This is a genomic window from Polaribacter sargassicola, from assembly GCF_021991835.1.
GTDB lineage: Bacteria > Bacteroidota > Bacteroidia > Flavobacteriales > Flavobacteriaceae > Polaribacter > Polaribacter sargassicola.
In genome coordinates this window covers 71090-93100 of sequence record NZ_JAHDAU010000006.1, presented here as the reverse complement: position 1 = coordinate 93100, position 22011 = coordinate 71090, and the positions used below count along the sequence as shown (strand labels likewise).

At 27.6% G+C, this 22011-nt stretch carries 22 protein-coding genes and 2 tRNA genes; 7 read left to right on the top strand and 17 right to left on the bottom strand.

The window, feature by feature from the left end; translation table 11 throughout:
• A complete protein-coding gene (locus KI686_RS11015; protein ID WP_237589343.1) occupies nt 1-903 on the bottom strand; it encodes a DUF6607 family protein in 903 nt (300 codons plus the stop codon).
• A gap of 90 nt (nt 904-993) precedes the next feature.
• Between KI686_RS11015 and KI686_RS11010 the strand changes: the two genes are divergently transcribed.
• Together KI686_RS11010 and KI686_RS11005 are read left to right on the top strand one after the other, a co-directional pair.
• Complete coding sequence (locus tag KI686_RS11010; RefSeq protein WP_237589342.1) at nt 994-3120, top strand: TonB-dependent receptor plug domain-containing protein; 2127 nt, start codon at nt 994-996, stop codon at nt 3118-3120.
• A gap of 7 nt (nt 3121-3127) precedes the next feature.
• Entirely contained in the window at nt 3128-4210 is a 1083-nt protein-coding gene (locus tag KI686_RS11005; RefSeq protein ID WP_237589341.1) for an HmuY family protein, read from the top strand.
• Nucleotides 4211-4309: 99 nt separating this feature from the next.
• Here the strand turns inward: KI686_RS11005 and uvrA are convergent, their stop codons facing one another.
• The gene (gene uvrA, locus KI686_RS11000; RefSeq protein ID WP_237589340.1) at nt 4310-7102 is read right to left on the bottom strand and encodes an excinuclease ABC subunit UvrA; all 2793 of its coding nucleotides are present in this window, start codon (nt 7100-7102) and stop codon (nt 4310-4312) included.
• 217 nt (nt 7103-7319) lie between these two features.
• Here uvrA and KI686_RS10995 point away from each other — a divergent pair, with 217 nt between their 5' ends.
• A complete protein-coding gene (locus KI686_RS10995) occupies nt 7320-7904 on the top strand; it encodes an RNA polymerase sigma factor (protein ID WP_237589339.1) in 585 nt (194 codons plus the stop codon).
• 265 nt (nt 7905-8169) lie between these two features.
• Here the strand turns inward: KI686_RS10995 and KI686_RS10990 are convergent, their stop codons facing one another.
• From KI686_RS10990 to mtaB, 3 genes are read right to left on the bottom strand one after another with little or no spacing between them, the layout of a single operon-like run.
• Nucleotides 8170-9072 (bottom strand): lytic transglycosylase domain-containing protein, encoded by a 903-nt coding sequence (locus KI686_RS10990; RefSeq protein ID WP_237589338.1) that lies wholly within the window; start codon nt 9070-9072, stop codon nt 8170-8172.
• A gap of 41 nt (nt 9073-9113) precedes the next feature.
• Nucleotides 9114-9773 carry a YqiA/YcfP family alpha/beta fold hydrolase gene (locus KI686_RS10985; RefSeq protein ID WP_237589337.1) on the bottom strand — a complete coding sequence of 220 codons (660 nt, stop codon included), beginning with the start codon at nt 9771-9773 and terminating at the stop codon, nt 9114-9116.
• Between the two features lie 46 nt (nt 9774-9819).
• Nucleotides 9820-11136, bottom strand: coding sequence for a tRNA (N(6)-L-threonylcarbamoyladenosine(37)-C(2))-methylthiotransferase MtaB (gene mtaB / locus KI686_RS10980; protein WP_237589336.1), 1317 nt, complete (start codon nt 11134-11136; stop codon nt 9820-9822).
• 39 nt (nt 11137-11175) lie between these two features.
• Between mtaB and KI686_RS10975 the strand changes: the two genes are divergently transcribed.
• A complete protein-coding gene (locus KI686_RS10975; protein WP_237589335.1) occupies nt 11176-11670 on the top strand; it encodes a GNAT family N-acetyltransferase in 495 nt (164 codons plus the stop codon).
• Nucleotides 11671-11682: 12 nt separating this feature from the next.
• Here KI686_RS10975 and KI686_RS10970 read toward each other — a convergent pair whose 3' ends face one another.
• The 7 genes from KI686_RS10970 to KI686_RS10940 form a co-directional block, all read right to left on the bottom strand.
• Nucleotides 11683-12705 carry an endonuclease/exonuclease/phosphatase family protein gene (locus KI686_RS10970; protein ID WP_237589334.1) on the bottom strand — a complete coding sequence of 341 codons (1023 nt, stop codon included), beginning with the start codon at nt 12703-12705 and terminating at the stop codon, nt 11683-11685.
• 1 nt (nt 12706) lies between these two features.
• Entirely contained in the window at nt 12707-13561 is an 855-nt protein-coding gene (locus tag KI686_RS10965) for a rhomboid family protein (RefSeq protein WP_237589333.1), read from the bottom strand.
• Complete coding sequence (locus tag KI686_RS10960; protein ID WP_237589332.1) at nt 13561-14337, bottom strand: rhomboid family intramembrane serine protease; 777 nt, start codon at nt 14335-14337, stop codon at nt 13561-13563. Before KI686_RS10960 ends, KI686_RS10965 begins: the two co-directional genes overlap by 1 nt.
• A 3-nt stretch (nt 14338-14340) precedes the next feature.
• Complete coding sequence (mutL, locus tag KI686_RS10955) at nt 14341-16155, bottom strand: DNA mismatch repair endonuclease MutL (protein WP_237589331.1); 1815 nt, start codon at nt 16153-16155, stop codon at nt 14341-14343.
• The gene (locus tag KI686_RS10950) at nt 16155-16430 is read right to left on the bottom strand and encodes a riboflavin synthase subunit beta (protein WP_237589330.1); all 276 of its coding nucleotides are present in this window, start codon (nt 16428-16430) and stop codon (nt 16155-16157) included. Before KI686_RS10950 ends, mutL begins: the two co-directional genes overlap by 1 nt.
• Before the next feature lie 169 nt (nt 16431-16599).
• Nucleotides 16600-17106, bottom strand: coding sequence for a 6,7-dimethyl-8-ribityllumazine synthase (ribH, locus tag KI686_RS10945; RefSeq protein ID WP_237589329.1), 507 nt, complete (start codon nt 17104-17106; stop codon nt 16600-16602).
• Nucleotides 17107-17170: 64 nt separating this feature from the next.
• Nucleotides 17171-17938: a tetratricopeptide repeat protein gene (locus KI686_RS10940; RefSeq protein WP_237589328.1), complete on the bottom strand. Its 768-nt coding sequence runs from the start codon at nt 17936-17938 to the stop codon at nt 17171-17173.
• Nucleotides 17939-18052: 114 nt separating this feature from the next.
• Here KI686_RS10940 and recF point away from each other — a divergent pair, with 114 nt between their 5' ends.
• Together recF and KI686_RS10930 are read left to right on the top strand one after the other, a co-directional pair.
• Complete coding sequence (recF, locus tag KI686_RS10935) at nt 18053-19132, top strand: DNA replication/repair protein RecF (protein ID WP_237589327.1); 1080 nt, start codon at nt 18053-18055, stop codon at nt 19130-19132.
• The gene (locus KI686_RS10930) at nt 19132-19428 is read left to right on the top strand and encodes a DciA family protein (RefSeq protein ID WP_237589326.1); all 297 of its coding nucleotides are present in this window, start codon (nt 19132-19134) and stop codon (nt 19426-19428) included. The genes recF and KI686_RS10930 overlap by 1 nt, the downstream gene beginning before the upstream one ends.
• 98 nt (nt 19429-19526) lie before the next feature.
• On the opposite strand, the gene KI686_RS10925 is transcribed toward KI686_RS10930, so the two are convergent.
• A tRNA-Leu gene (locus KI686_RS10925) sits at nt 19527-19610 on the bottom strand.
• A 48-nt stretch (nt 19611-19658) separates the two neighbouring features.
• Nucleotides 19659-19731: transfer RNA gene (locus tag KI686_RS10920), tRNA-Lys, on the bottom strand.
• A gap of 92 nt (nt 19732-19823) precedes the next feature.
• Between KI686_RS10920 and KI686_RS10915 the strand changes: the two genes are divergently transcribed.
• Nucleotides 19824-20342 carry a shikimate kinase gene (locus KI686_RS10915; RefSeq protein ID WP_237589325.1) on the top strand — a complete coding sequence of 173 codons (519 nt, stop codon included), beginning with the start codon at nt 19824-19826 and terminating at the stop codon, nt 20340-20342.
• Here KI686_RS10915 and KI686_RS10910 read toward each other — a convergent pair.
• The 3 genes from KI686_RS10910 to KI686_RS10900 all read right to left on the bottom strand — a co-directional run bounded on the left by KI686_RS10910 (nt 20334) and on the right by KI686_RS10900 (nt 21972).
• Complete coding sequence (locus tag KI686_RS10910; RefSeq protein ID WP_237589324.1) at nt 20334-20837, bottom strand: phosphoribosyltransferase family protein; 504 nt, start codon at nt 20835-20837, stop codon at nt 20334-20336. The genes KI686_RS10915 and KI686_RS10910 overlap by 9 nt on opposite strands.
• Nucleotides 20821-21213: an RNA-binding S4 domain-containing protein gene (locus tag KI686_RS10905; RefSeq protein ID WP_237589323.1), complete on the bottom strand. Its 393-nt coding sequence runs from the start codon at nt 21211-21213 to the stop codon at nt 20821-20823. Before KI686_RS10905 ends, KI686_RS10910 begins: the two co-directional genes overlap by 17 nt.
• A gap of 168 nt (nt 21214-21381) precedes the next feature.
• The gene (locus tag KI686_RS10900; RefSeq protein ID WP_237589322.1) at nt 21382-21972 is read right to left on the bottom strand and encodes an outer membrane beta-barrel protein; all 591 of its coding nucleotides are present in this window, start codon (nt 21970-21972) and stop codon (nt 21382-21384) included.
• Between the last annotated feature and the right edge of the window lie 39 nt (nt 21973-22011).

Sequence of the window (22011 nt, the reverse complement as noted above, 5' to 3'; positions counted from 1 at the left end):
TTATTTTTTTACAAATGATTCAATAATTGTGTTAATATCTTCTTCTTTAGTTATTTCATCAGAAAATAAATGTTTGTATAAAGCTTTGTTGTCTACTTTGCTTTCTAGAGATAAGTTTTTATTTCTACCATAAATTTCATTCCATTTATTTCTAACAGATAACCATTTGTTTCCGTTAGCTTTCCACCAATCTGCAGCAGCTTTACATTTGCTATCATCTACTCTTACATATGTATTGTATCCTTTTTCTTTGGCTAAAACAAAATCAGAATCTCCTTCTTTTCTAATAACTTTGCTATTATCTTGGTCGTGTACCCAACCATAATTTGTAATTTCGTGTCTATTAGTTCTTAAAGTAATATTATAATCGCTTCTTTGTGTGTATTCTCTTCTTGGTAAAGGAGCAGGTGTTGTGTTTTCCCAGTATTTTTTTCCATCTACATGAACCCAAGTACTAGAACCTTCATATCTAGGACTGTCGTCTACTTGATACACTTTTTGTGTCCATTGTCCTTTAACGTCTTTTTTATTTTTTTGTTCAAATGTCCAATTATTATCAGCATTAAACATGTAAAAATCAGTGTTTTCAAATAACCAATCTTGTCTCCAATGTTTTATGATCATTGGTTCTGCAGGATTACCTACTTGTAAAAGATGTTGAATTGATATCTTATTATTTTCATCTGTAACTAAACCTGCCCATTCTAAGCCTCTATCTACTTTAGTTTTAGAAGGTTTATAGGTAGAATCTTTACTATAATTAAAAGTTTCTGTAAAGTTAAATGTTACTTCAAAACATCCACACATTTCTTTTATTGCCTTCTGATCTTTAGTTTTTTTGCTTTGTGCATGCATTGTAATTGATGCTACAATTAGCAAGCAGAAAAGTAATAATTTATTCATTTTAGTGATTTTTTATAATTTCTGACAAAAATATAAAATTAATTTAGATTGAATCAAAATAAGATATATATTTGTCGAAAATTATTAAGAATGTTTCTAAATAAAAGGTTTTTCTTTTTCTTTCTTTTTACAAGTGTCTTAACTTATAGTCAAAATCAAAAAAAAGATTCTACTAAAGTTACAGTGTTAGATGAAGTTGTAATAACGGGCCAATACAATCCTCAATCTATAAAAAAAACAGTACACAATGTAACGGTTATAAAAAGAGAACAAATAGAAAATCAAGCTGCAAATAATTTAGCAGATTTATTAAACTTTAATTTAAACTTAACAATTATACCAAGTTCTCAAACAGGAAAATCTACTATTTCTTTTTTTGGATTAGATGCTCAATATTTTAATATTTTGGTTGATAACATTCCGTTAGTTAGTGATAATGGATTGGGTAATAATATTGATTTAACACAAATTAATTTAGATGATATAGAGCGTATAGAAATTGTAGAAGGTTCTATGGGAGTAGAGTATGGCGCAAATGCAGTTTCTGGTGTTATTAATATTATTACCAAAAAAAGTAGCGATTATAAATGGAGCATTAGTACTTTTTTGCAAGAAGAAACTGTAAGCGAAGAATATGCTTTATTTGATAAAGGTAGACATATACAAGCTTTTAATATCTCTAATAACATAAATAATAATTGGTTTGTAAGATTAGGGGTTAATAGAAATGATTTTGCTGGTTTTTATAATGATAAACAAGGTGGAAATTATTATCAAAACGATGGTTTAAGAGGTTTTGATTGGTTGCCAAAAAGGCAAATTAGTACAAATGGATTATTGCAATACCAAAAAGACAATTTTAAATTATTTTACAAGTTAGAATATTTTAATGAAAACTTAAATTATTATGATGCATCGGTTAGGGCAAATATAGATACCCAAGCACAAACCAGTAATCCTTCTGCAACAGATAAAATATACAAAACAAATAGGTTTGTAAACAATTTAAATCTTAGAGGTAAGTTAAGATCGGGTGCTAATTACAATGCTACTCTTTCTTATCAGAAGCAAATAAGAAATTTAAATGAATTTAACTACTACATATTAACTAAAGAAAGAAGTAATGAAACCGATGAAATTTATCAGTCTAGTAAAGTTTTCTTTTCTAAAGGAAGTATAAATAATTTGGTAAAAAGTGATTTTTTTAACTTTCAATTAGGCTATGAAACAAGACTAATAAGTGGTTTTGATACCCAAGCCTCTGGTGATGTTACACAACAAGATAAAACTCAAAAACAAAATAATTATGCGTTTTATGGCTCTTCAGAAATTGATTTATCAGAAGTGTTTTTGTTAAGGCCAGGTTTAAGATACGAATACAATTCTTTATTTAATTCTAAATTACTAGCTTCTTTAAGTGCTCGTTATTTAATGGGAAATGGTTTTGAATTAAGAGGAAATATAGGAACATCATATAGAACTCCAAATTTTGAAGAATTGTATTATTATTTTGTAGACTCTAATCACGATGTAAGAGGTAATCAAGATCTAAATCCAGAAAATGGTTTAACTTTATTTATCAACCTAAAAAAATATAGCTCTTTAAATGAAGCTACCTTATTAAATACATTAAAATTTAGTTATGTTGATGTTGCAGATAAAATAGATTTAGCAATTGTTAATACAACTCCATTACAATACCAATATATAAATATTGATGCGTATAAATTATGGGGAATAACTACAGAAAACAATATTAAACAAGATAATTGGAGCTTTAATTTAGGAGCTACTCTACAAGGTATTTCTAGAATAACAAATAATGAAATTAATGCAGAAAATAACTTTTTGTACTCTTTTCAAATAAATACAAGTGCTACTTATAATTTAAAAAAATGGCAAACAGCTTTTACTGTTTTATTAAAACATAATGGCAAACAACAAAATTATGTAGCTACAGATATAGATGCAGATGGTAATTCCATTTTTACAAAATCTACAACTAATTCATACAGTTGGTTAGATGCTTCATTAAAAAAATCATTCTTTAATAACAAAATTCAAGCGACTTTAGGTGGAAGAAACTTGTTAGATGTAACTAATGTAAATGTTAGTAATGCAAACTCAGAAGGAGTTCACACAACAGACAATAGTGCTTTATTATTAGGCTATGGTCGTTCTTATTATTTAAAAATATTATATAACCTTAATTTTTAACTATATCATGATAAACAAATTTTTAACCTTAACTTTATTTGCAGCCGTATTTTCTTTCATGAGTTGTAGCAATGATGATACACCCACAGAACCTATTGTAGTTGTAATAGATGGCGCAGCAATTGCACCAGAAGTTGGTGGGCCAAATGAACCAAACCAAGTATATGTAGATTTAAGTACAAGTACATCTACAGCAGTAAAAAGAGATTCTTGGGATTTAGGTTTTTATTCTGGAAGCGATTTTAGAGTAACCATTAACGGATCTCTTTACATGGCAGTTGGCCAATTATCTGCTACAGATATAGATGCTATAAACGCTACAACAGAAGAAGTTTTAGAATTACAACCAAAAGTAGCAGTAGGTACTTTTGATGCTACGAATACTATTTATGTTGATGCTCCTGATGGAACTATTACAGAAACTGCTATTGCAGAAATATCTGATGAAGATTTAGACAATAATGTATATCTATTAAATTTAGGATATGAAATTGGTACAGAAACTCCTGCAACAGGAAGTGTAGCAATAGCAGGTGATGCTAGAGGTTGGAAAAAAATAAGAATATTAAAAGATGGATCTGATTATGTATTACAATATGCAGATTTAGACGATACAACTCATAAAGAGTTAACAATATCAAAAAATACAGATTATAATTTTACATATTTTAGTTTTAATACAGAATCAGAAGTATTAGTACAGCCAGAAAAAACAAATTGGGATTTAAATTTTACAATTTTTACAAATGAAATAACTGGTTATGGTTCTTATGGATATTCTGATTTTATAACTAATAACGTTATGGCAAGTGCACAAGTTTATATGATAGATACAGAAGTAGATGCTTTTACTTATGAAACTTTTACACTTGCAGATGTAGTTACTACTAATTTTACTACAGATCAACGTAGTATTGGTAGTAGTTGGAGAAACGGAGGAGGGCCAAGTAGCTTACCTTCTTTAAAAGATAATGTGTTTTACGTAGTTAATGATACAGATGGTAACCTATATAAATTAAAGTTTTTAGCATTAACAAATGCCGATGGAGAGCGTGGTTACCCAGAATTTATTTATAGTTTGTTAGAGTAAAAGCGAACTGTATTTGTTTTGTTTAATTTTAGTAAATTTGAAAAGTCATTTAAGTTCTGCTTAAATGGCTTTTTATTTGAGTAAAAGTTTTAAAGGCTTTTAAAAAACTAGTTTTTCTGCTAAATATTTAGCCGTATAAGATTTTTTATTTCTTGCTAATTCTTCTGGAGTTCCTTCAAAAATAAGGTTTCCACCATTTTTACCGCCTTCTAAACCTAAATCTATAATATAATCGGCACATTTTATCAATTCTATATTGTGTTCAATTACAATTATTGAATGTCCGCGTTCAATTAAAGCATTAAATGAAGCCAAGAGCTTTTTAATATCATGAAAATGCAAACCAGTTGTTGGTTCATCAAAAATAAACAGAGCTTTGTCTTTTGTGTTTCCTTTAACTAAGAAGGAAGCTAGTTTAATTCTTTGTGCTTCTCCACCAGATAAAGTAGAAGAAGATTGCCCAAGTTGTACATAACCCAAACCAACATCTTGCAAAGGTTTTAGTTTCTTAGCAATTTTAGGAACCAAGTTTTCAGAGAAAAAAGTAACCGCATCATCTATGGTTAAATTTAAAATGTCGTCAATAGATTTTCCATCAAATTTTACTTCTAAAACTTCTTTTTTAAAACGTTTTCCGTTACATGCATCGCATTCTAAATGCACATCTGCCATAAATTGCATTTCTATAGTAACTTCTCCTTCACCTTTACAAACCTCGCATCTACCACCTTCTACATTAAAAGAAAAGTGTTTTGGTTTGTAGTTTCTAATGTTTGCTAATTTTTGATTTGCAAATAAGGTTCTAATATCATCATAAGCCTTTATATAGGTTACTGGGTTAGAACGAGAGGAACGCCCAATAGGGTTTTGATCGATAAATTCTACATGTTTTAAAGTATCAAAATCTCCTTTTACCTCTGTATGTTGACCAATTTTTTCTCCATAACCAATCAATTTTTTTTGCATTGTTGGATACAAAATATTTTTAACCAACGTACTTTTTCCAGAACCAGAAACTCCTGTAATTACCGATAAACAATTTAAAGGAAATGTAACATCTACATTTTTTAAATTATTTTCTCTTGCGCCAATAATCTGAATTTTATTTTTAGAAGTTCTACGTTTTGTTGGTATTTCTATTTTTAAATCTTCATTTAAATATTTTGCAGTTAAAGATTCTGATTTTAAGATTTCATCAAAATTACCTTCAGCAACAACGTTACCACCATAAGTACCGGCTTCTGGGCCAATATCTATAATGTAATCGGCTTCTTTCATAATATCTTCATCGTGTTCTACCACAACAACTGTGTTTCCTAAATCTCGTAAATCTTTTAAAACACCAATTAAACGTTCTGTATCTTTTGGGTGCAAACCTATACTTGGTTCATCTAAAATATACATAGAACCTACCAAAGAACTCCCTAGAGATGTTGCTAAATTTATACGCTGACTTTCTCCACCAGAAAGAGTATTAGATGTTCTGTTTAACGTTAAATAAGACAAACCAACATTGGTTAAAAATTGCAAACGATTGTTGATTTCTGTTAGCAATCGTTTTCCTATTTTTTCTTCGTATTTATTTAGTGTGATGTTTTTAAAAAATACAGCCAATTCATCTAACGGAAGTGTAACTAAATCAGAAATTGTTTTGTTATCTATTTTTACAAAATTGGTTTCGTGTCGTAATCTTTTTCCGTTACACGATGTGCATTTTGTTTTTCCGCGATAGCGAGAAAGCATTACTCTGTTTTGTATTTTATAACTTTTTTCTTCTAAAGCGGTAAAGAAATGATGAATTCCGTTAAAAGATTTGTTTCCATTCCAAACTAAATCTTTTTGTTTTTCTGTTAATTCAAACCAAGGTTTGTGAATTGGAATATCAAATTTATAAGCAACAGAAATTAAATCTTCTTTGTAATGTTTGTAAGAATCGGTTTTAAACGGAAAAATGCAATCTTCATAAATAGATAAACCAGTGTTTGGTATTACTAAATCTTCATCTATACCAATTACATTACCATAACCCTCACAAGTTGGGCAAGCACCGTAAGGATTGTTAAAACTGAATAGATGTGTGTTTGGTTCTAAAAAAGACATTCCGTCTAATTCAAACTTATTGCTAAACTCTGTAACATTATTATCAGCTAGGTTTTCTATAAAACAAACTCCTTTTCCTTCAAAAAAAGCAGTTTGTATAGCATCTGCCAAACGATTGTAAAAATCTTCATCATTTTTTGTGATGATTCTATCTACAACTAAATATAAAGTTTCATTTTTATAATCCGCTTGCGGAAAATCTGCAATTCTGTATACTTTATCATTCCATTTTAAACGTGCATAACCTTGTTGTTCTAAAACTTGTAGTACGGTTTTTAAATCTCTATTTTCATCAATAGTAATAGGAGCTAATAATAATAGTTTAGACCTTTCATCAAACTCTTTTACAAAATTTACGAGATCAGAAACCGTATCTTTTTTAACTTCTTTACCAGAAATAGGAGAGTAGGTTTTACCTATTCTTGCGTATAATAATTTTATATAATCGTAAATCTCTGTACTTGTACCAACTGTAGATCGCGGATTTGTAGAATTTACTTTTTGCTCAATAGCAATTGCAGGTGCAATACCTTTTATATAGTCTACTTTAGGTTTGTGTAATTTTCCTAAAAACTGACGCGCATAAGAACTTAAACTTTCTACATAGCGTCTTTGGCCTTCTGCATAAAGAGTATCAAAAGCTAAAGAAGATTTTCCAGAACCAGAAAGCCCGGTTATAACAACCAATTTATTTCTTGGTATAACAACATCAATATTTTTTAAGTTGTGCAATTTAGCACCTTTTATAATGATGTTTTCTTTTGGATTTATGGTAGATAAGTTGTTCTTCATTCATAAAAAATATAAGCTATAAAAATACCAATATTTTAATCGAATTTAAAACAAATGTTAATTAAATATATTAAAAAGTTTGTGGTTTTAAAAAATAATATTGATATTTGGTATTCATAAGCATCAAAAAATCAGACGCCTATATTAAAAAACTACTTTTAAATTATTAACTTAATATTTAATTCTAAGGGCAATTTGTTCTTAAAAGGTAGTTATGATGCAAAAACAATCAATTACAGATAGTACTTTAGTAAGTAATTTTATTAGAGGAGAAGAAGCCGCTTTAGAGGTTTTAATAAAAAGGCACCAACAAAGATTATTTAGTTTTATCTACAGTAAGGTACAAGATAGAGATATTACAGAAGATATTTTTCAGGATACTTTTATAAAAGTTATTAGAACTTTAAAAAAAGGTAATTATAATGAAGAAGGTAAGTTTTTACCTTGGGTTATGAGAATATCTCATAATCTTGTAATAGATCATTTTAGAAAAAATAATAGAATGCCATCTTTTAAAAATACAGATGAGTTTGATATTTTTTCTGTTTTGGGAGACGGTAACTTAAATGCGGAAAAACAAATAATACAAGACCAAATATATAATGATGTTAGAGAACTGGTAAGTGAGTTACCAGATGAACAAAAAGAGGTGTTGGTAATGCGTATTTATAAAGATATGAGCTTTAAAGAAATTAGCGAAAATACAGGTGTAAGTATTAATACAGCACTAGGTAGAATGCGTTATGCTTTAATTAATATGCGTAAATTAATAGAAAAACACAAAATTATTTTGGTTAATTAACAATAATGTAAAAAAAGTGTCGTTACTACTTTATAACCAAGTTATTAAATAGGAAATATGATGCAACTTTACTCTAAAAAATCATCTAATTTTAAGATGGAACCAAAACAAGAAACAGTTCAATTTTTGATTAATTTTTCAAAATCGCTAACATTTGTAAAATTGAAATCAAAAAATTTCATTGAATTGAATTTGAATTAAGAGAGGAAAAGCTTCAACGTTAGTTGAAGCTTTTTTTATATGTTGTAATAAATAAGTACTTTAATTATTTAATAGGAATTTTAATTTCGTAAAGCTTTCTGCTTTTGTTGTTAAGTTTGTTTTCTCTTAACCAAGAATTATGAAGTTTTAATTCTTTATAAGTAATACCAAATTTTTTAGCAAAAGATGCAATATTAGCTATAGCTGTGTCTACTTTAATTGTTTTGGTTTTAGGTAATGTATACAAATCATCATTATCAAATATAAAACCATATTTTTTAGGATTAGAAATTACTTCTTTTAATGCAAGAATTCTAAAAACATATCTTTCTGTTTCATTAGGTAATAAAGCATCGTAATAACTATCTACTTGTTGGGTTTTCAATCTTTTACTAACTCCATAAATTCCTGCGTTATAAGATGCAGCAGCTAGTGTCCAAGAGCCAAAACGTTGTTTTGCTTTTTTTAAGTATTCTGCAGCAACTTTTGTAGATTTTTCTATATTGTAACGTTCGTCTACATTACTATTTATTTCTAAACCATATTCTTTACCAGTAGCTTTCATAAAATGCCACATTCCTGCAGCGCCAGCAGAAGATGTTTCATCTATAAAAGCACTTTCTGCTAATGCTAAAAATTTAAAATCATCTGGTAAACCATATTTTTTAAGCAAAGGTTCTAAAATAGGAAAGTATTTATTAGCTCTTTTAATTAATAGTAAACCGTTAGATTGCCAATAAGTATTTACTAAAAGTTCTCTATCCATTCTTTCTTTAATGTTAGGATTTTCTATAGGAACTCTTTCTCCTGCAAGGTTTAAGTTTGCTGGTAATTTTAAAGCTTTAATTCTGTATGTTTTATCTGTACTTGTTTGAGGGTCTGTAATATCTTTGTTAATAGCGTTGTAAAACAAAATTGTAATTGCTGCAATGGCTAAAAGTGAAAGAAAACGGAATGATTTATTCATGGAATTTTTTTTAAAAGTTAAAAATAGAGAAAACATTAAGATTAACTAGTTAAAGTTTTATCAATAATTTGAGAAATTTTTTTTGCTTTTGTTAAAATCATTATATGGGTACCTCCATCAATTTTTATATAATTATCAATGTTTTTATTAGGAAAAATATGATCTTTTGTACCATGTATATGCGTAATGTTTTTTATAGGTTTTTCTTGTTGCCATTTTAAAACATTATCAATAGACCAATTTAAATATAATTCGTTTCTTACGGATAAATATTTCTTATAAATGTCTGCTCTTTTCTTTAAAGATTTACCTAAAAAGAAATGAGCAAAACTCTCAAAGTTGGATACAACTTTTGTAGGAAAAAGTTTATAGGTTTTTGTAATTTTTGCGAGTTTAAATTTTTTAGGTAACTCATCCATTTTTTTTATACTAGAAATAATTATAACTTGTTTTGTGTTTACAAACTTACTCATTTCTTGTACCATAATTCCGCCAAAAGAAACACCAATTAATACAGGATTATCTTCTTTTATGTCTTCGCACATTCTCATGGCGTAATTAGCAATGGTTTCTTGTTTAGCTAAGGGAATTTTCCATTCTAAATAATGTAATTGATATTTTTCTTTAGAAAGATTTAAGTTTTCAAAAATTTCAGGACCAGCAGCTAAGCCTGGTACTAAATAGACATGAGTTTTGTTCATTTTAATAGATTTATTGGGGGTAAAAACCTAATGATTAATGTTATAATTAGATAAAATCGAATCTGACTAGACCATCTTCATCAATTTCGGTAAGTTTAATTGTATGTAATGTATTTACTAATTCTGGATTCCAAGGAGTTTTTACTTTTACGTAATTCTCTGTAAATCCGTTTATATATCCTTCTTTATTTTCATTTTCAAATAGAACAGTAAGTGTGTTGCCTAATTGTTTTTCATAAAAAGAACGTCTTTTTTTAGCAGATAAACCACGTAGCATTTTACTACGTTTTGCACGAGTTTTTTTGGGCACAACACCATCAAAATTTACTGCTTCTGTATTTGGTCTTTCAGAGTATGTAAAAACGTGTAGATAAGAAATATCCATTTCATTTAAATAGTTGTATGTTTCTAAAAACTTTTCATCTGTTTCTCCGGGAAAACCAACAATAACATCAACACCAATACAAGCGTTTGGCATTACTTCTTTAATTTTAGAAACTCTATTTGTGTATGTATTTGTTAAATATCTACGTTTCATTTTCTTTAACAAATCATCACTACCAGATTGTAAAGGAATATGAAAATGAGGCACAAAAGAATCTGATTTAGCAACAAAATCAATCGTTTCATCTTTTAAAAGATTTGGTTCTATAGATGATATTCGTAAACGATGAATACCGTTTACTTTATCTAATTCTTTTACCAATTCTAAAAAAGTATGTTCGTGTTTTTTATTACCAAATTCACCTTTACCATAATCACCAATATTAACGCCTGTTAAAACAATTTCTTTAATGCCTTTAGATGATATTTCTTTAGCGTTTTGTATAACGTTTTCTAAAGTATCGCTTCTAGAAATTCCACGAGCTAAAGGTATTGTACAATAAGTACATTTATAATCGCAGCCATCTTGTACTTTTAAAAATGCACGAGTTCTATCTCCTACAGAATAAGAACCAACGTAAAAATCGGCATCAGAAATTTCACAAGAATGCACCTCACCAACGTTATTTTTAGTTAAATCGTTAATATAACTAGTAACATTAAATTTTTCCGTTGCACCTAAAACCAAATCTACACCATCTACAGCAGCCAATTCTTCTGGTTTTAACTGCGCATAACAGCCAACAGCAATTAAAAATGCATCTTCATTTTTCTTTAGAGCATTTTTTACAATAGACTTAAAACGTTTATCTGCATTGTCTGTTACAGAACAGGTGTTAATTACATATACATCTGCATTTTCTTCAAAATCAACACGTTTAAAACCTTCGTTAGTAAAATTACGAGCAATTGTAGATGTTTCAGAGAAGTTTAACTTACATCCTAAAGTATAAAAAGCTACTTTTTTCTCAGCATTCATTCTTGTATATTTATGGCTGACAAAAGTACGATATTATTCATGATTTTTGAAACTGAAAACTTAATTGTTAGAAAACTTGTTTTAGAAGACTTAAGTGGGTTTCATAAAATGCAAAGAAATATGAATGTCATGAAATTTGTAGATGGAAATGTAAAAACTTTTAAAGAGCATAAAAAAGAACTTAAAAGTTTAATTGATAAGTATAATCTACCAAATAATAATTTTTGGATTTATGCAGTTGTAACTAAAAAGGACCCTAAATTTATTGGTACAGTAGCTTTAATAAAAGAAAGTTTAGAAAACGAAATTGGATATCGGTTTTTAGAAAAATACTGGAATCTTGGTTTTGGATCAGAAATCTGCAAAGGATTATTACTTTATTGTAAACAAATCAATTTAAAAAAAATTGTTGCTTATGTAGTTGATAAAAACAAAGCATCTGTAAAAATATTAGAAAAAAATAATTTTATTTTGGTTGATAAGTTTATCAATGAAGATAAAGACCAAGAGAGTAAATATATTTTTAATTTATAAAAATTAAATGTTTTATTCTTCCCAATTTAATGTTGCTGTTATAGGAAAATGATCAGAATACTTGTCTTTAAAAGTTTCAAACTGATTTACTGAAGCTGTTTTATCGGCTAAAATAAAATCTATTCTCATAGGAAAAGGATAATTATAACTTTTACCAAAACCTTGTCCAGCTTCTACAAAAGCATCTTTTTTATCTTTAGATATTTGATTGTAAACCCAAGAAAAAGAGGTGTTATTAAAATCTCCACAAACTATTTTTTTTCCTTTCCACGTTTTATCATGCTCTACAAATTTTTTGGTTTGGTTTGCTTGTTTTTTAAAAGAGTTTGTAGCTGCTCTTAGTAGTTTGTTAGATTTTTTTTCGTCAAAATGTTCTATATCTTGTGTTATCCCTAAAGACTCTAAATGAATATTGTAAATTCTAATAGTGTCTTTACCTTTTAATATATCTGTAAAAATTATATTATTAAAGGTGTTTTCAAAATCTAAAGAGCCAGAATTTATTATTTTATATTTAGAATAAATGGCCATTCCATAAGTTTTATTTTTAGAGATCATCTTTAAATACTTATGCGGAAAAGAAATATCTGGTTCTTTTGTTCTTTTCTTTTCGTAAAATTCTTGTAGAACCAAAATATCAGGATCTACTTCTTTTATAAAGTCGAAACCATTTTTTACGGCATTTTCATCAAATTGTTTAAAAAGGTCAAAAGACTTAACGTTATAACTCATTATTTTTAACTCGCCTTTTGTAGAAATATTTTTACCAGAAAATTTAAAAAAAGGGGTAGAAAATAATAATCCTATTGCTAAAATAGAAGAGGAGAGTAAAAATTGTTTTTTTAGTCTGATTACCCAATAGGCAACAAAAATTATATTTATTATTATTAAAATAGGAATAAAAACACTTAAAACAACAAAAACAGGTACAGCTTCTGGAGAGATGTAACGTAAAAAATAAGAGAATAATAATAAAGTAGCAAATAATGAATTTATTACGTAGATGATTTTGTCAAAAAACGATAAATTTTTCATGCTATTTTTTTCCTTGTTTAAATAAAAATTCTTTTTCTGCTTTAGATAAAGTATCGTAACCAGATTTACTTATTTTATCTAAAATTGCATCTATCTGTTGTTGTGTTAAAGATGAATTTTTATTTGATTTTGTAGTCTTTTTAGGTGATTTATAAACCGTTTTTAATGGTTTTTTCTTTGATGAAAAAATAGCAGATATTTTATCCCAAATTTTTAATTTTTTATTAGAAGATTGATTTACATATAAGAAACCTAATAAAGCACCTCCTAAATGTGCAAAGTGACCTCCTGCATTATCACCAGATAAACCCAAAACATCTAAGGCAATCCAAATAGCTGTTAAATGCCACAGTTTAACAAAACCTATAAAACGTATTTTTAATTGGTAATTAGGTAAATAAGTTGCAATACCAACAAATATAGCAGAAATACCTGCAGACGCACCTACCAAATAAGAAGATCTTCCTTGAAAAAGAGGAAAATAATTTTGACTTAAAAGGTAAAATAAACCACCAAATAAAGTACCTAATAAATAGAAAGACAGTAATTGTTTTTGTGTAAAATATTCTATAAAAAGGTTTCCAATATAATAGAGAGCAATTAAATTAAATAGAATATGTATAAAACCAGCGTGTAAAAAACCATAAGTTATAATTGTCCATGGTTTAGTTAATAAAGCGCTGTAATTATCGTCTAAAGAAAACCATTTTATAAACCAACTAGAATCACTATTATATAAACCACTAAAAGTGTTAATTAATAACATTAAAACAAATACAGCAATATTTATGTAGATTAATTTTTCTACAATATTACCGCCTTTATAGCGTGATTTTATGTTATCAATAAAACTCATTAATTTATTTTAAATTGATTTTTTTTCCAATACAAAGCTATTAAAAAACCTATTAAAGCACCACCAATATGGGCAAAATGTGCAACATTTCCTACAGAGTATTTTGTCATACCAAAAAATAAATCTCCCAAAATCATTACAGGAATAAAGTATTTTGCAGCTATTGGTACAGGAAAAAAGATTAAAGCTAATTTAGCATCCTTAAAATATAAACCAAAAGCAACTAAAACTCCATAAATAGCGCCAGATGCACCTACTGCTTCTGTATTAAAAAATTTATATGCCTCTAGTAAATCATCTGCCATCTCTTTATAATTAGTAATATTTGTATTAGAAGATAGAACATTATTAGCATTATTAATGAAATTACCTACTGTATCACCATTGTAATTAAATATTTTAATTAATTCATTTTCTGTAATTCCTGAATTTAATAATTGTTCATATGGAATGCTAAATTGATAATAATTAACCAAAGTATATATAATACCAGCACCTAAGCCTGCAGAAAAATAGAAGAATAAAAACTTATTTCTTCCCCACATTTGTTCTAAAGGCGTACCAAATGCCCATAACCCATACATGTTAAAAGCAATATGTGCAAAACTACCATGCATAAACATGTGTGTAAGATATTGCCAAAAACCAAAATGTTCGTTTTTAGGAAAATGTAAAGCTAGTATATTTGTAAAATCTAATTGTAATAATTGAGGTGCAATAAATATTATTACATTAATTATTATCAAGTGTTTTATAGCGTCTGTAAGTCTATTCATTATTTAGTTATTAAATAGATTATCAATTTCGTTTAAAGTTAATGTTTTAAATGTAGACTTGCCAAAAGGAGAAATAGTAGGCTCTTTACAAGAAAACAAATCATTAACTAAACCTTCTTGTTCTTTTTCAGAAAGTAATGTTCCCGTTTTAATAGACAATGTTTTAGCAAACGATTTTGCCATAATATCAAAATAACTAAAACTAGCATCTGGTACTTCTAAATCTATATCACTTAATAATTCTTCTAATATAATTGTTATTTTACTTTCTGTAACAGATACCGGAATTCCTTTTATTGTAACACTGTCTTTTGTAAATTCATCAAAAGAAAAACCAGCATTTTCTAATTCTGTTTTAATGGTATAAATCATTTCTATTTCTGCTGATGAAAAAGAAATTTTTACAGGAAATAATAATTGTTGGCTATTAGCTTCTTTAACAGTAATGCTTTCTAAAAAGCTTTCATATAAAACACGTTGATGAGCTAAAGATTGGTTTATTAAAACTACACCAGATTTTATAGAACTTAACAAATATTTGCGTTGTATTTGAAAAGTTTTTTGTGTTTTTACTTCTTCTTGATTATTAAATAATTCTTGGTTATTTTCTTTATGAGAAACAGTTGTAGATGTGTATAAAGACTCCCAACTATCAGTTTGTTTTTCTCTTTTAAAAGGGAAATTATTTTTTTTCGGTTCTTCTTCTTTAAAAGGATTAAAATTTGGATCTATAGAAATTTTTGGAACAGAAGTAGACTTTTGTTTCGCATTAAAATCATAAGGAGTATCTAAAGTTGCATCTCTATTAAAATCTAATACGGGTGCTACATTATATTGCCCCAAACTATGCTTTACTGTTGCTCTTAACATTGCATATAAAGCCTTTTCATTATCAAACTTAATTTCTGTTTTAGTAGGATGAATGTTGATATCTATAGTGTTTGCAGGTACTTTTAAATATAAAAAATAAGACGGATGGGCACCTTGTTCTAATAAGCCATCAAAAGCATTAACAACGGCATGATTTAGATAAGAACTTTTTATAAAACGATCATTTACAAAAAAGAATTGTTCTCCTCTTTTTCTTTTAGAAAACTCGGGTTTAGCAACAAACCCTTCAATATTTAAAATATCTGTTTGTTCATCAATAGGTACTAGTTTTTCATTCATTTTAGAACCAAAAACAGCAACAATTCTTTTTCTTAAATTACTGCTTTTTAAATGATAAACTTCATTATTATTATGATGTAATAAAAAAGAAATATTTGGATGTGCTAAAGCAACTCTTTGAAACTCATCAACAATATGTCTTGTTTCTACAGTATCAGATTTTAAGAAATTTCTTCTTGCAGGTATGTTGTAAAATAAATTTTTTACTGCCAAACTTGTTCCTTTGCTTGTAGAAACAAAATCTTGAGACACTATTTTACTACCTTCTATTTTTATAGAAGAACCCAGTTCTTCATTATCTTCTTTTGTTTTTAGCTCTACATGAGCAATTGCAGCAATAGATGCCAAAGCTTCTCCTCTAAAACCTTTGGTGCAAAGATTAAATAAATCTTCGGCTTTTTGTATTTTAGATGTAGCATGGCGTTCAAAACACATTCTTGCATCTGTAGCACTCATCCCTTTACCATCATCTATTACCTGAATTAAAGTTTTGCCGGCATCTTTTAAAAGTAATTTTATATTTGTTGCACCAGCATCTATTGCATTTTCTAAAAGCTCTTTTACAACAGAAGCAGGGCGTTGCACTACTTCTCCTGCTGCAATTTGATTAGCAACATGATCGGGTAATAGTTGAATAATATCAGACATTAATTTCTTTTAAAAATAGATAAATCGAAGTCTATAATGTACAAGAAGATAAGTATTAAAATAGCTATAATTATTAAAAGATTTTTATTTACAGTTTTATCTGAGTTTTTTAAATCTTCTATAGCATCATTAAATTTATTTTTAAGACCTCTATTTTTTCCTGCAGTTTTTCTAAATTGATCTAATTTATGTTCAATTTTATAAGGATTTCCATCTCCCTTATAATATCTAGGTTGGTAATCAAATTTTTTATTTGTACGTTTTAAAAATCCCATAGTTTTTAGAAATATTGGTTAATAATTTTTTTTAGAATAAATCAATTATTATACCAATTAAAATAAGTGAATCAAATTTAAAAAATTAAAAGTAAATTTTCAAAAAATGATGTTAAAAGTATTCTTAAAATGATCTTTAGTATTTAAACTAAAAAATCATTTTATAATATTAAAATCCTATACTTTCTTTTGGGCTACCTATGGTTTTTAATGCTGCCATTTTTATTGCAGCAACTGCACATTCTGTACCTTTATTACCTAATTTACCACCAGATCTATCTAAAGATTGTTGTTTTGTATTATCTGTTAGTACGCAAAAAATAACAGGTACATCGTATTTTATATTTAAATCTACAATACCTTGTGTAACACCTTCACAAACAAAATCGAAATGTTTTGTTTCTCCTTGTATTACATTACCAATTGCTATAATTGCATCTACCTGTTCGGTTATAATCATTTTTTTACAACCATAAACAAGCTCAAAACTACCAGGAACATTCCAAGAAATAATGTTTTCTTTAGTAGCACCGCAATCTAATAAGGTTTCTATTGCGCCTTTGTGTAGGTTTTCTGTAATTTCAGGATTCCATTCTGAAACAACAATCCCAAATCGAAAATTTTTCGCATTTGGGATTGTAGCTTTATCGTATATAGATAAATTAGTTGTTGCCATTTTTTAGTTTTAAGTTGTTGTAGTTTTAGTAGTTAGGTTTTACTAAAGACCTAAATAACTATTACTAGTTTGCATACTTAGCTGCAGAAATAAATTTTTCTATATCTCTTCCTTGCTCAGACTTTGCATAATTTTCTTTTATCTTAGTAAAAAGTGTTTCTGCTTTGTCAAAATCTTTTAACTGCATTGCAATTTGTCCTGCTTTATATAAAAATAAAGGAGTTGTAAATTCATTATCTTTTTTATTAGCTGCTTTTTCGTAATATTCTAAAGCATCTTCTGGTTGATTTATGTCTGCAAAAGCATCACCAATAGCACCTAAAGAAACAGGGCCTAACATTTCATCATCAGAATTAAATTTACTTAAATACTCAATAGCTTTGTCGTATTTTTTCATTTGTAAGTAAGAAACACCCGCATAGTAATTTGCTAAGTTTCCTGCATCTGTACCACTGTAAGAATCTGCAATATCTAAAAAACCATATTTTCCATTAGCACCTTCTAAACCTAAAGTTAATAAAGAGTCTATACCAGAGCCAGCTGTTGCAGCTTCATCAAAATATGTTCTTGGAAAAGCTAATTCATTTGCAGCTTCTGTTTCATTTGGTTCTACTATAAATTTGTTATAGCCTAAATAAGCCAAAAAGATAACCACAATACCTATTAAACCTAAAAATAAAGGTTTGCTATTTTTTTCAATCCATTGCTCAGATTTAGAAGCTGTTTCTTCTAAAGTATTAAATACTTCTGCAGTTTCGTATTCTGTTTCTTCAACTTGGTTAACCTCTTTTTGAACTTTAGGTTTATATCCTCTTTTCTTGTATGTTGCCATTTTTGCTTAAAAATTAGTGGCGACAAAAATAGTTTTTTTAATTGGATTTTAAAAGACTATAATTCGCTAAATTTTCAATAATTTGCAATTCATTTTTAACCTATTTTTTTATTCATGTATTTACAAAAGATTTCTTTAGTTAATTTTAAAAATATAGAATCTCAATCATTTGATTTTCAGAAAAAAATAAATTGTTTTGTTGGTAATAACGGAGTAGGAAAAACAAATGTTTTAGATGCAATTTACTATTTATCTTTTGCTAAAAGTTACTTTAATTCTGTAGCAAAGCAGAATATTATGCACGGAACAAGCTTTTTTATGATTGAAGGAGATTATGTTTTAAACGATAGAAATGAAAAAATTGTATGTAGTTTAAAAAACGGACAAAAGAAGGTTTTAAAAAGAAACGGAAAGAGTTACGAGAAATTTTCTGAACATATTGGTCAATTACCTTTAGTAATAATATCGCCAGCAGATAGAGATTTAGTAACAGAAGGTAGTGATACAAGAAGAAAATTTATTGATGGTGTAATTTCTCAACAAGATAAAAAATACTTACAAGATTTATTATCATATAATAAAGTATTAACTCAAAGAAATGCGTTGTTAAAATATTTTGCAGCAAATAGAACTTTTGATGCTTTAAACTTAAGTGTTTACGATGATCAATTATGTGAATATGGAGCTCGTATTTATAAAGTAAGAAAAGATTTTTTAGAAAAATTTATACCTATATTTAATAGTAAATATCAAATAATTTCTGGTGATAAAGAGCGTGTGAATCTTTTGTATAAAAGTCAGTTAAACGATTTTTCTATGCAAGATTTATTAAAAGATTCTTTAACTAAAGATAAAATTATTCAATATACAACAACAGGTATTCATAAAGATGATTTAAGTTTTGATATTGGAGATTATCCTATTAAAAAATTTGGCTCTCAAGGGCAACAGAAATCTTATTTAATAGCTTTAAGATTGGCTCAGTTTGAGTTTATTAAACAACAATCTAATGTAACACCTATTTTATTGTTAGATGATATTTTTGATAAATTAGATGAAAATAGAGTTTCTCAAATTATAGAATTGGTTAATAATGATGAATTCGGACAAATCTTTATTACAGATACACATTCCGAAAGAACAGAAAATATATTAAAACAGAGTAATAAACCTTATCAGATTTTTAAATTATAATGACAAAAAGAGAAAACGAATCATTTTCTGTAAAAGATTTAATGCAGAGTTTTATTAAAGAAAACAACTTAAGTAAAGGAATGCAAAAGTTGAAGATAGAAGAAACATGGAATTCTATGATGGGACCAGGTGTGGCAAATAATACCACTTCTGTAAAACTGCAAAACAAAACATTGGTTATACAATTAACGTCTTCTGTTTTACGTGAAGAGTTAAGTTACGGTAAAGATAAGATTATAAAAATGATGAACGAAGAGCTAGGAGAGGAAATAATTTCTAAACTGATGTTAGTTTAAACGAAGTATCTGTTTATAAAATCAAAGTTTAAAAATTTAATTTTTAATTCTTTTCAAGTAAAGAAAATAAAGTTCTAATTAAAACTTTATTTAAATTGTGCGCACGAGAAGATTCGAACTTCCACGAACTTACGTTCACAGCCCCCTCAAGGCTGCGCGTCTACCAGTTTCGCCACGTGCGCGCATTGTAAGAAAACTAAAAAAGGTTAAGCATTTGCTTAACCTTTTTGTGACCGGGCTGGGGCTCGAACCCAGGACCCTCTCCTTAAAAGGGAGATGCTCTACCAACTGAGCTACCAGGTCATTTTAACCGCGTGCAAATATAATATCAATATTTGGATTAATCAGTATATTTTTATTATTTTTTGTAGATATTTGTAAAAAAATAAAAATCAATGAAAATAGTACTTTTAGGTTATATGGCTTCAGGAAAATCTAGCATCGGTAAGAGATTGTCTAAATTGTTATCTATGAGTTTTTTAGACTTAGATGATTACATTATAGAGAAAGAAGGAATGTCTGTTTCGGAAGTTTTTGACAAAAAAGGAGAAATTTATTTTAGATTGATTGAAAACAAATATTTAAAAGAAATTTTAAGTAAAGATGAAAGTTTTATCCTTTCATTAGGAGGAGGGACTCCTTGTTATGCAAATAATATGGATGAAATAAACAATAGTAAAGATGTTATTTCTATTTATTTGCAAGGTAGTGTTTCTAAATTAGTAGATAGGCTAATTAAAAAGAAAAGCAAAAGACCTCTAATTGCTTCCTTAGAAAATAGTAAAATACCGGAATTTGTTGCAAAACACCTTTTTGAAAGACGTGCTTTTTATGAAAAAGCAAAACTTACTATAAAGATAGATGGTAAAAGTAAAAAAGAAGTAGCAGAAGAACTGGCCGATAAATTAAATTAAATAGGCAATTGTTTCTTTACCAGAAAACTCTACTTGAATATGTTCTTTTATAGAGGTTGATAAAGAAATCCCTTTAAAATCTGCCTTAACAGGATATTTTTTATGATTTCTGTTAACCAAAACAGCAGTTTTAAAGTTTTTTAAGGGAACACTTAAAAAGTGTTTAACACCGTAAATTAAAGTAGTACCAGAGTTTAAAACATCATCAACAAGAACAAGAGATTTGTTTTTGTATTCATTAATATCTATAGAAGTAGAAATTGGTTTTAAAGGATCTGTTTTATCCATTATCACTTCGCAAATAATTACTTTTAAAGGAGAAATTTCTTTTAAAACAGCCACTATTTTTTCAGCAAAAATAAAACCATTACCAATAATCCCTGCAACTACAATTTCTTCTTCAGAACTATTAGCTTCATAAATTTGAAAGGCAATCCTTTTAATTTTTTGTTTAATTTGTAACTCGTCTAATATTACATTATTTGTCGCTGTCATCTTCTTCTATTATGTCTTCTTGATAATTATCTATATCTCTTCTGTCTTTTTTAGTTGGCCTTCCTGTACCTTTTTTTCTGTAATAATCTTTTGCAAATTTTAGCAATTCAGTTTTTTCAAAGGCTTCTTTTGGTGTAACGTCTTTTCTATATAAATCTACTAATTTTGCACCAACTCTATTTTCTGGTAAATCTAAAACTTTTATTTGATAATTGATTTGATTTTTTCTAACAACAATTAACTCGTTACCAAATATTTCTTTAGATGGTTTTAGGCTTTTATTATCAATTTTAACTTGCCCTTTTTTACAGGCAGTTGTAGCTATACTTCTTGTTTTAAAAACTCTAATACACCACAAATATTTATCAATCCTCATAAAAAAAATTAAATAGAAAATATTAACTAACTATTCTACAAAGGTATAAAATTGATGAATTTTGTCTCAATAATTTTAGTTTAAATCTTAAGATTTAATGTAGAATAAAAAAAGCAGAAAAATTAAAATTATTTTTCTGCTTTTCAATAAGTATATAATTTAAACGAACTATAGTTTAAAAGAAAGGCCAAAAATTATTTGATCTGTTCTATTATCAATAGTAATATTAGTAAATTTTGCTTCATTTTCAGACAAACCTCTTTCCCATCTAACGTCTACACCAAGGTTACCTATTTCAATTCCAAATCCCATTTGTGCACCAATAGAAAATTTCTCAAATTCATCGGTAGTTAGGTTAGAAAAATTAAATTCATCATCTAAAATGTATTGAAAAGAAGGACCTATAAAAGCATTTGCAAATCCAAAGAATTTTTTACCAATTAAAACAGGAACATCAATTTTTTTAAAATTATAATCTGTTGATGAGTTGTTGTAAATATATTCGCTTTTTACTTGTGTGTAAACAATTTCTGGTCTTAAATACAAGCCTACAATTGGTAAATTGCCTCTAAACCAAATACCTGCATGATAACCAGATTTAGATTCTGCACCTTCTAATACATCATTTCCTGTAGATGAAAAAGTAGCATCGCCACTATTATTGTAGTTTACACCACCTTTTAAACCAAAATTAATTTGTGCATTAGATATTTGACTAAGGCCTAATACTAAACAGATTGTTAGAATAATTTTTTTCATCTTTTCTTTTTAAAATTAATTATTTTATTTTTTAAATAA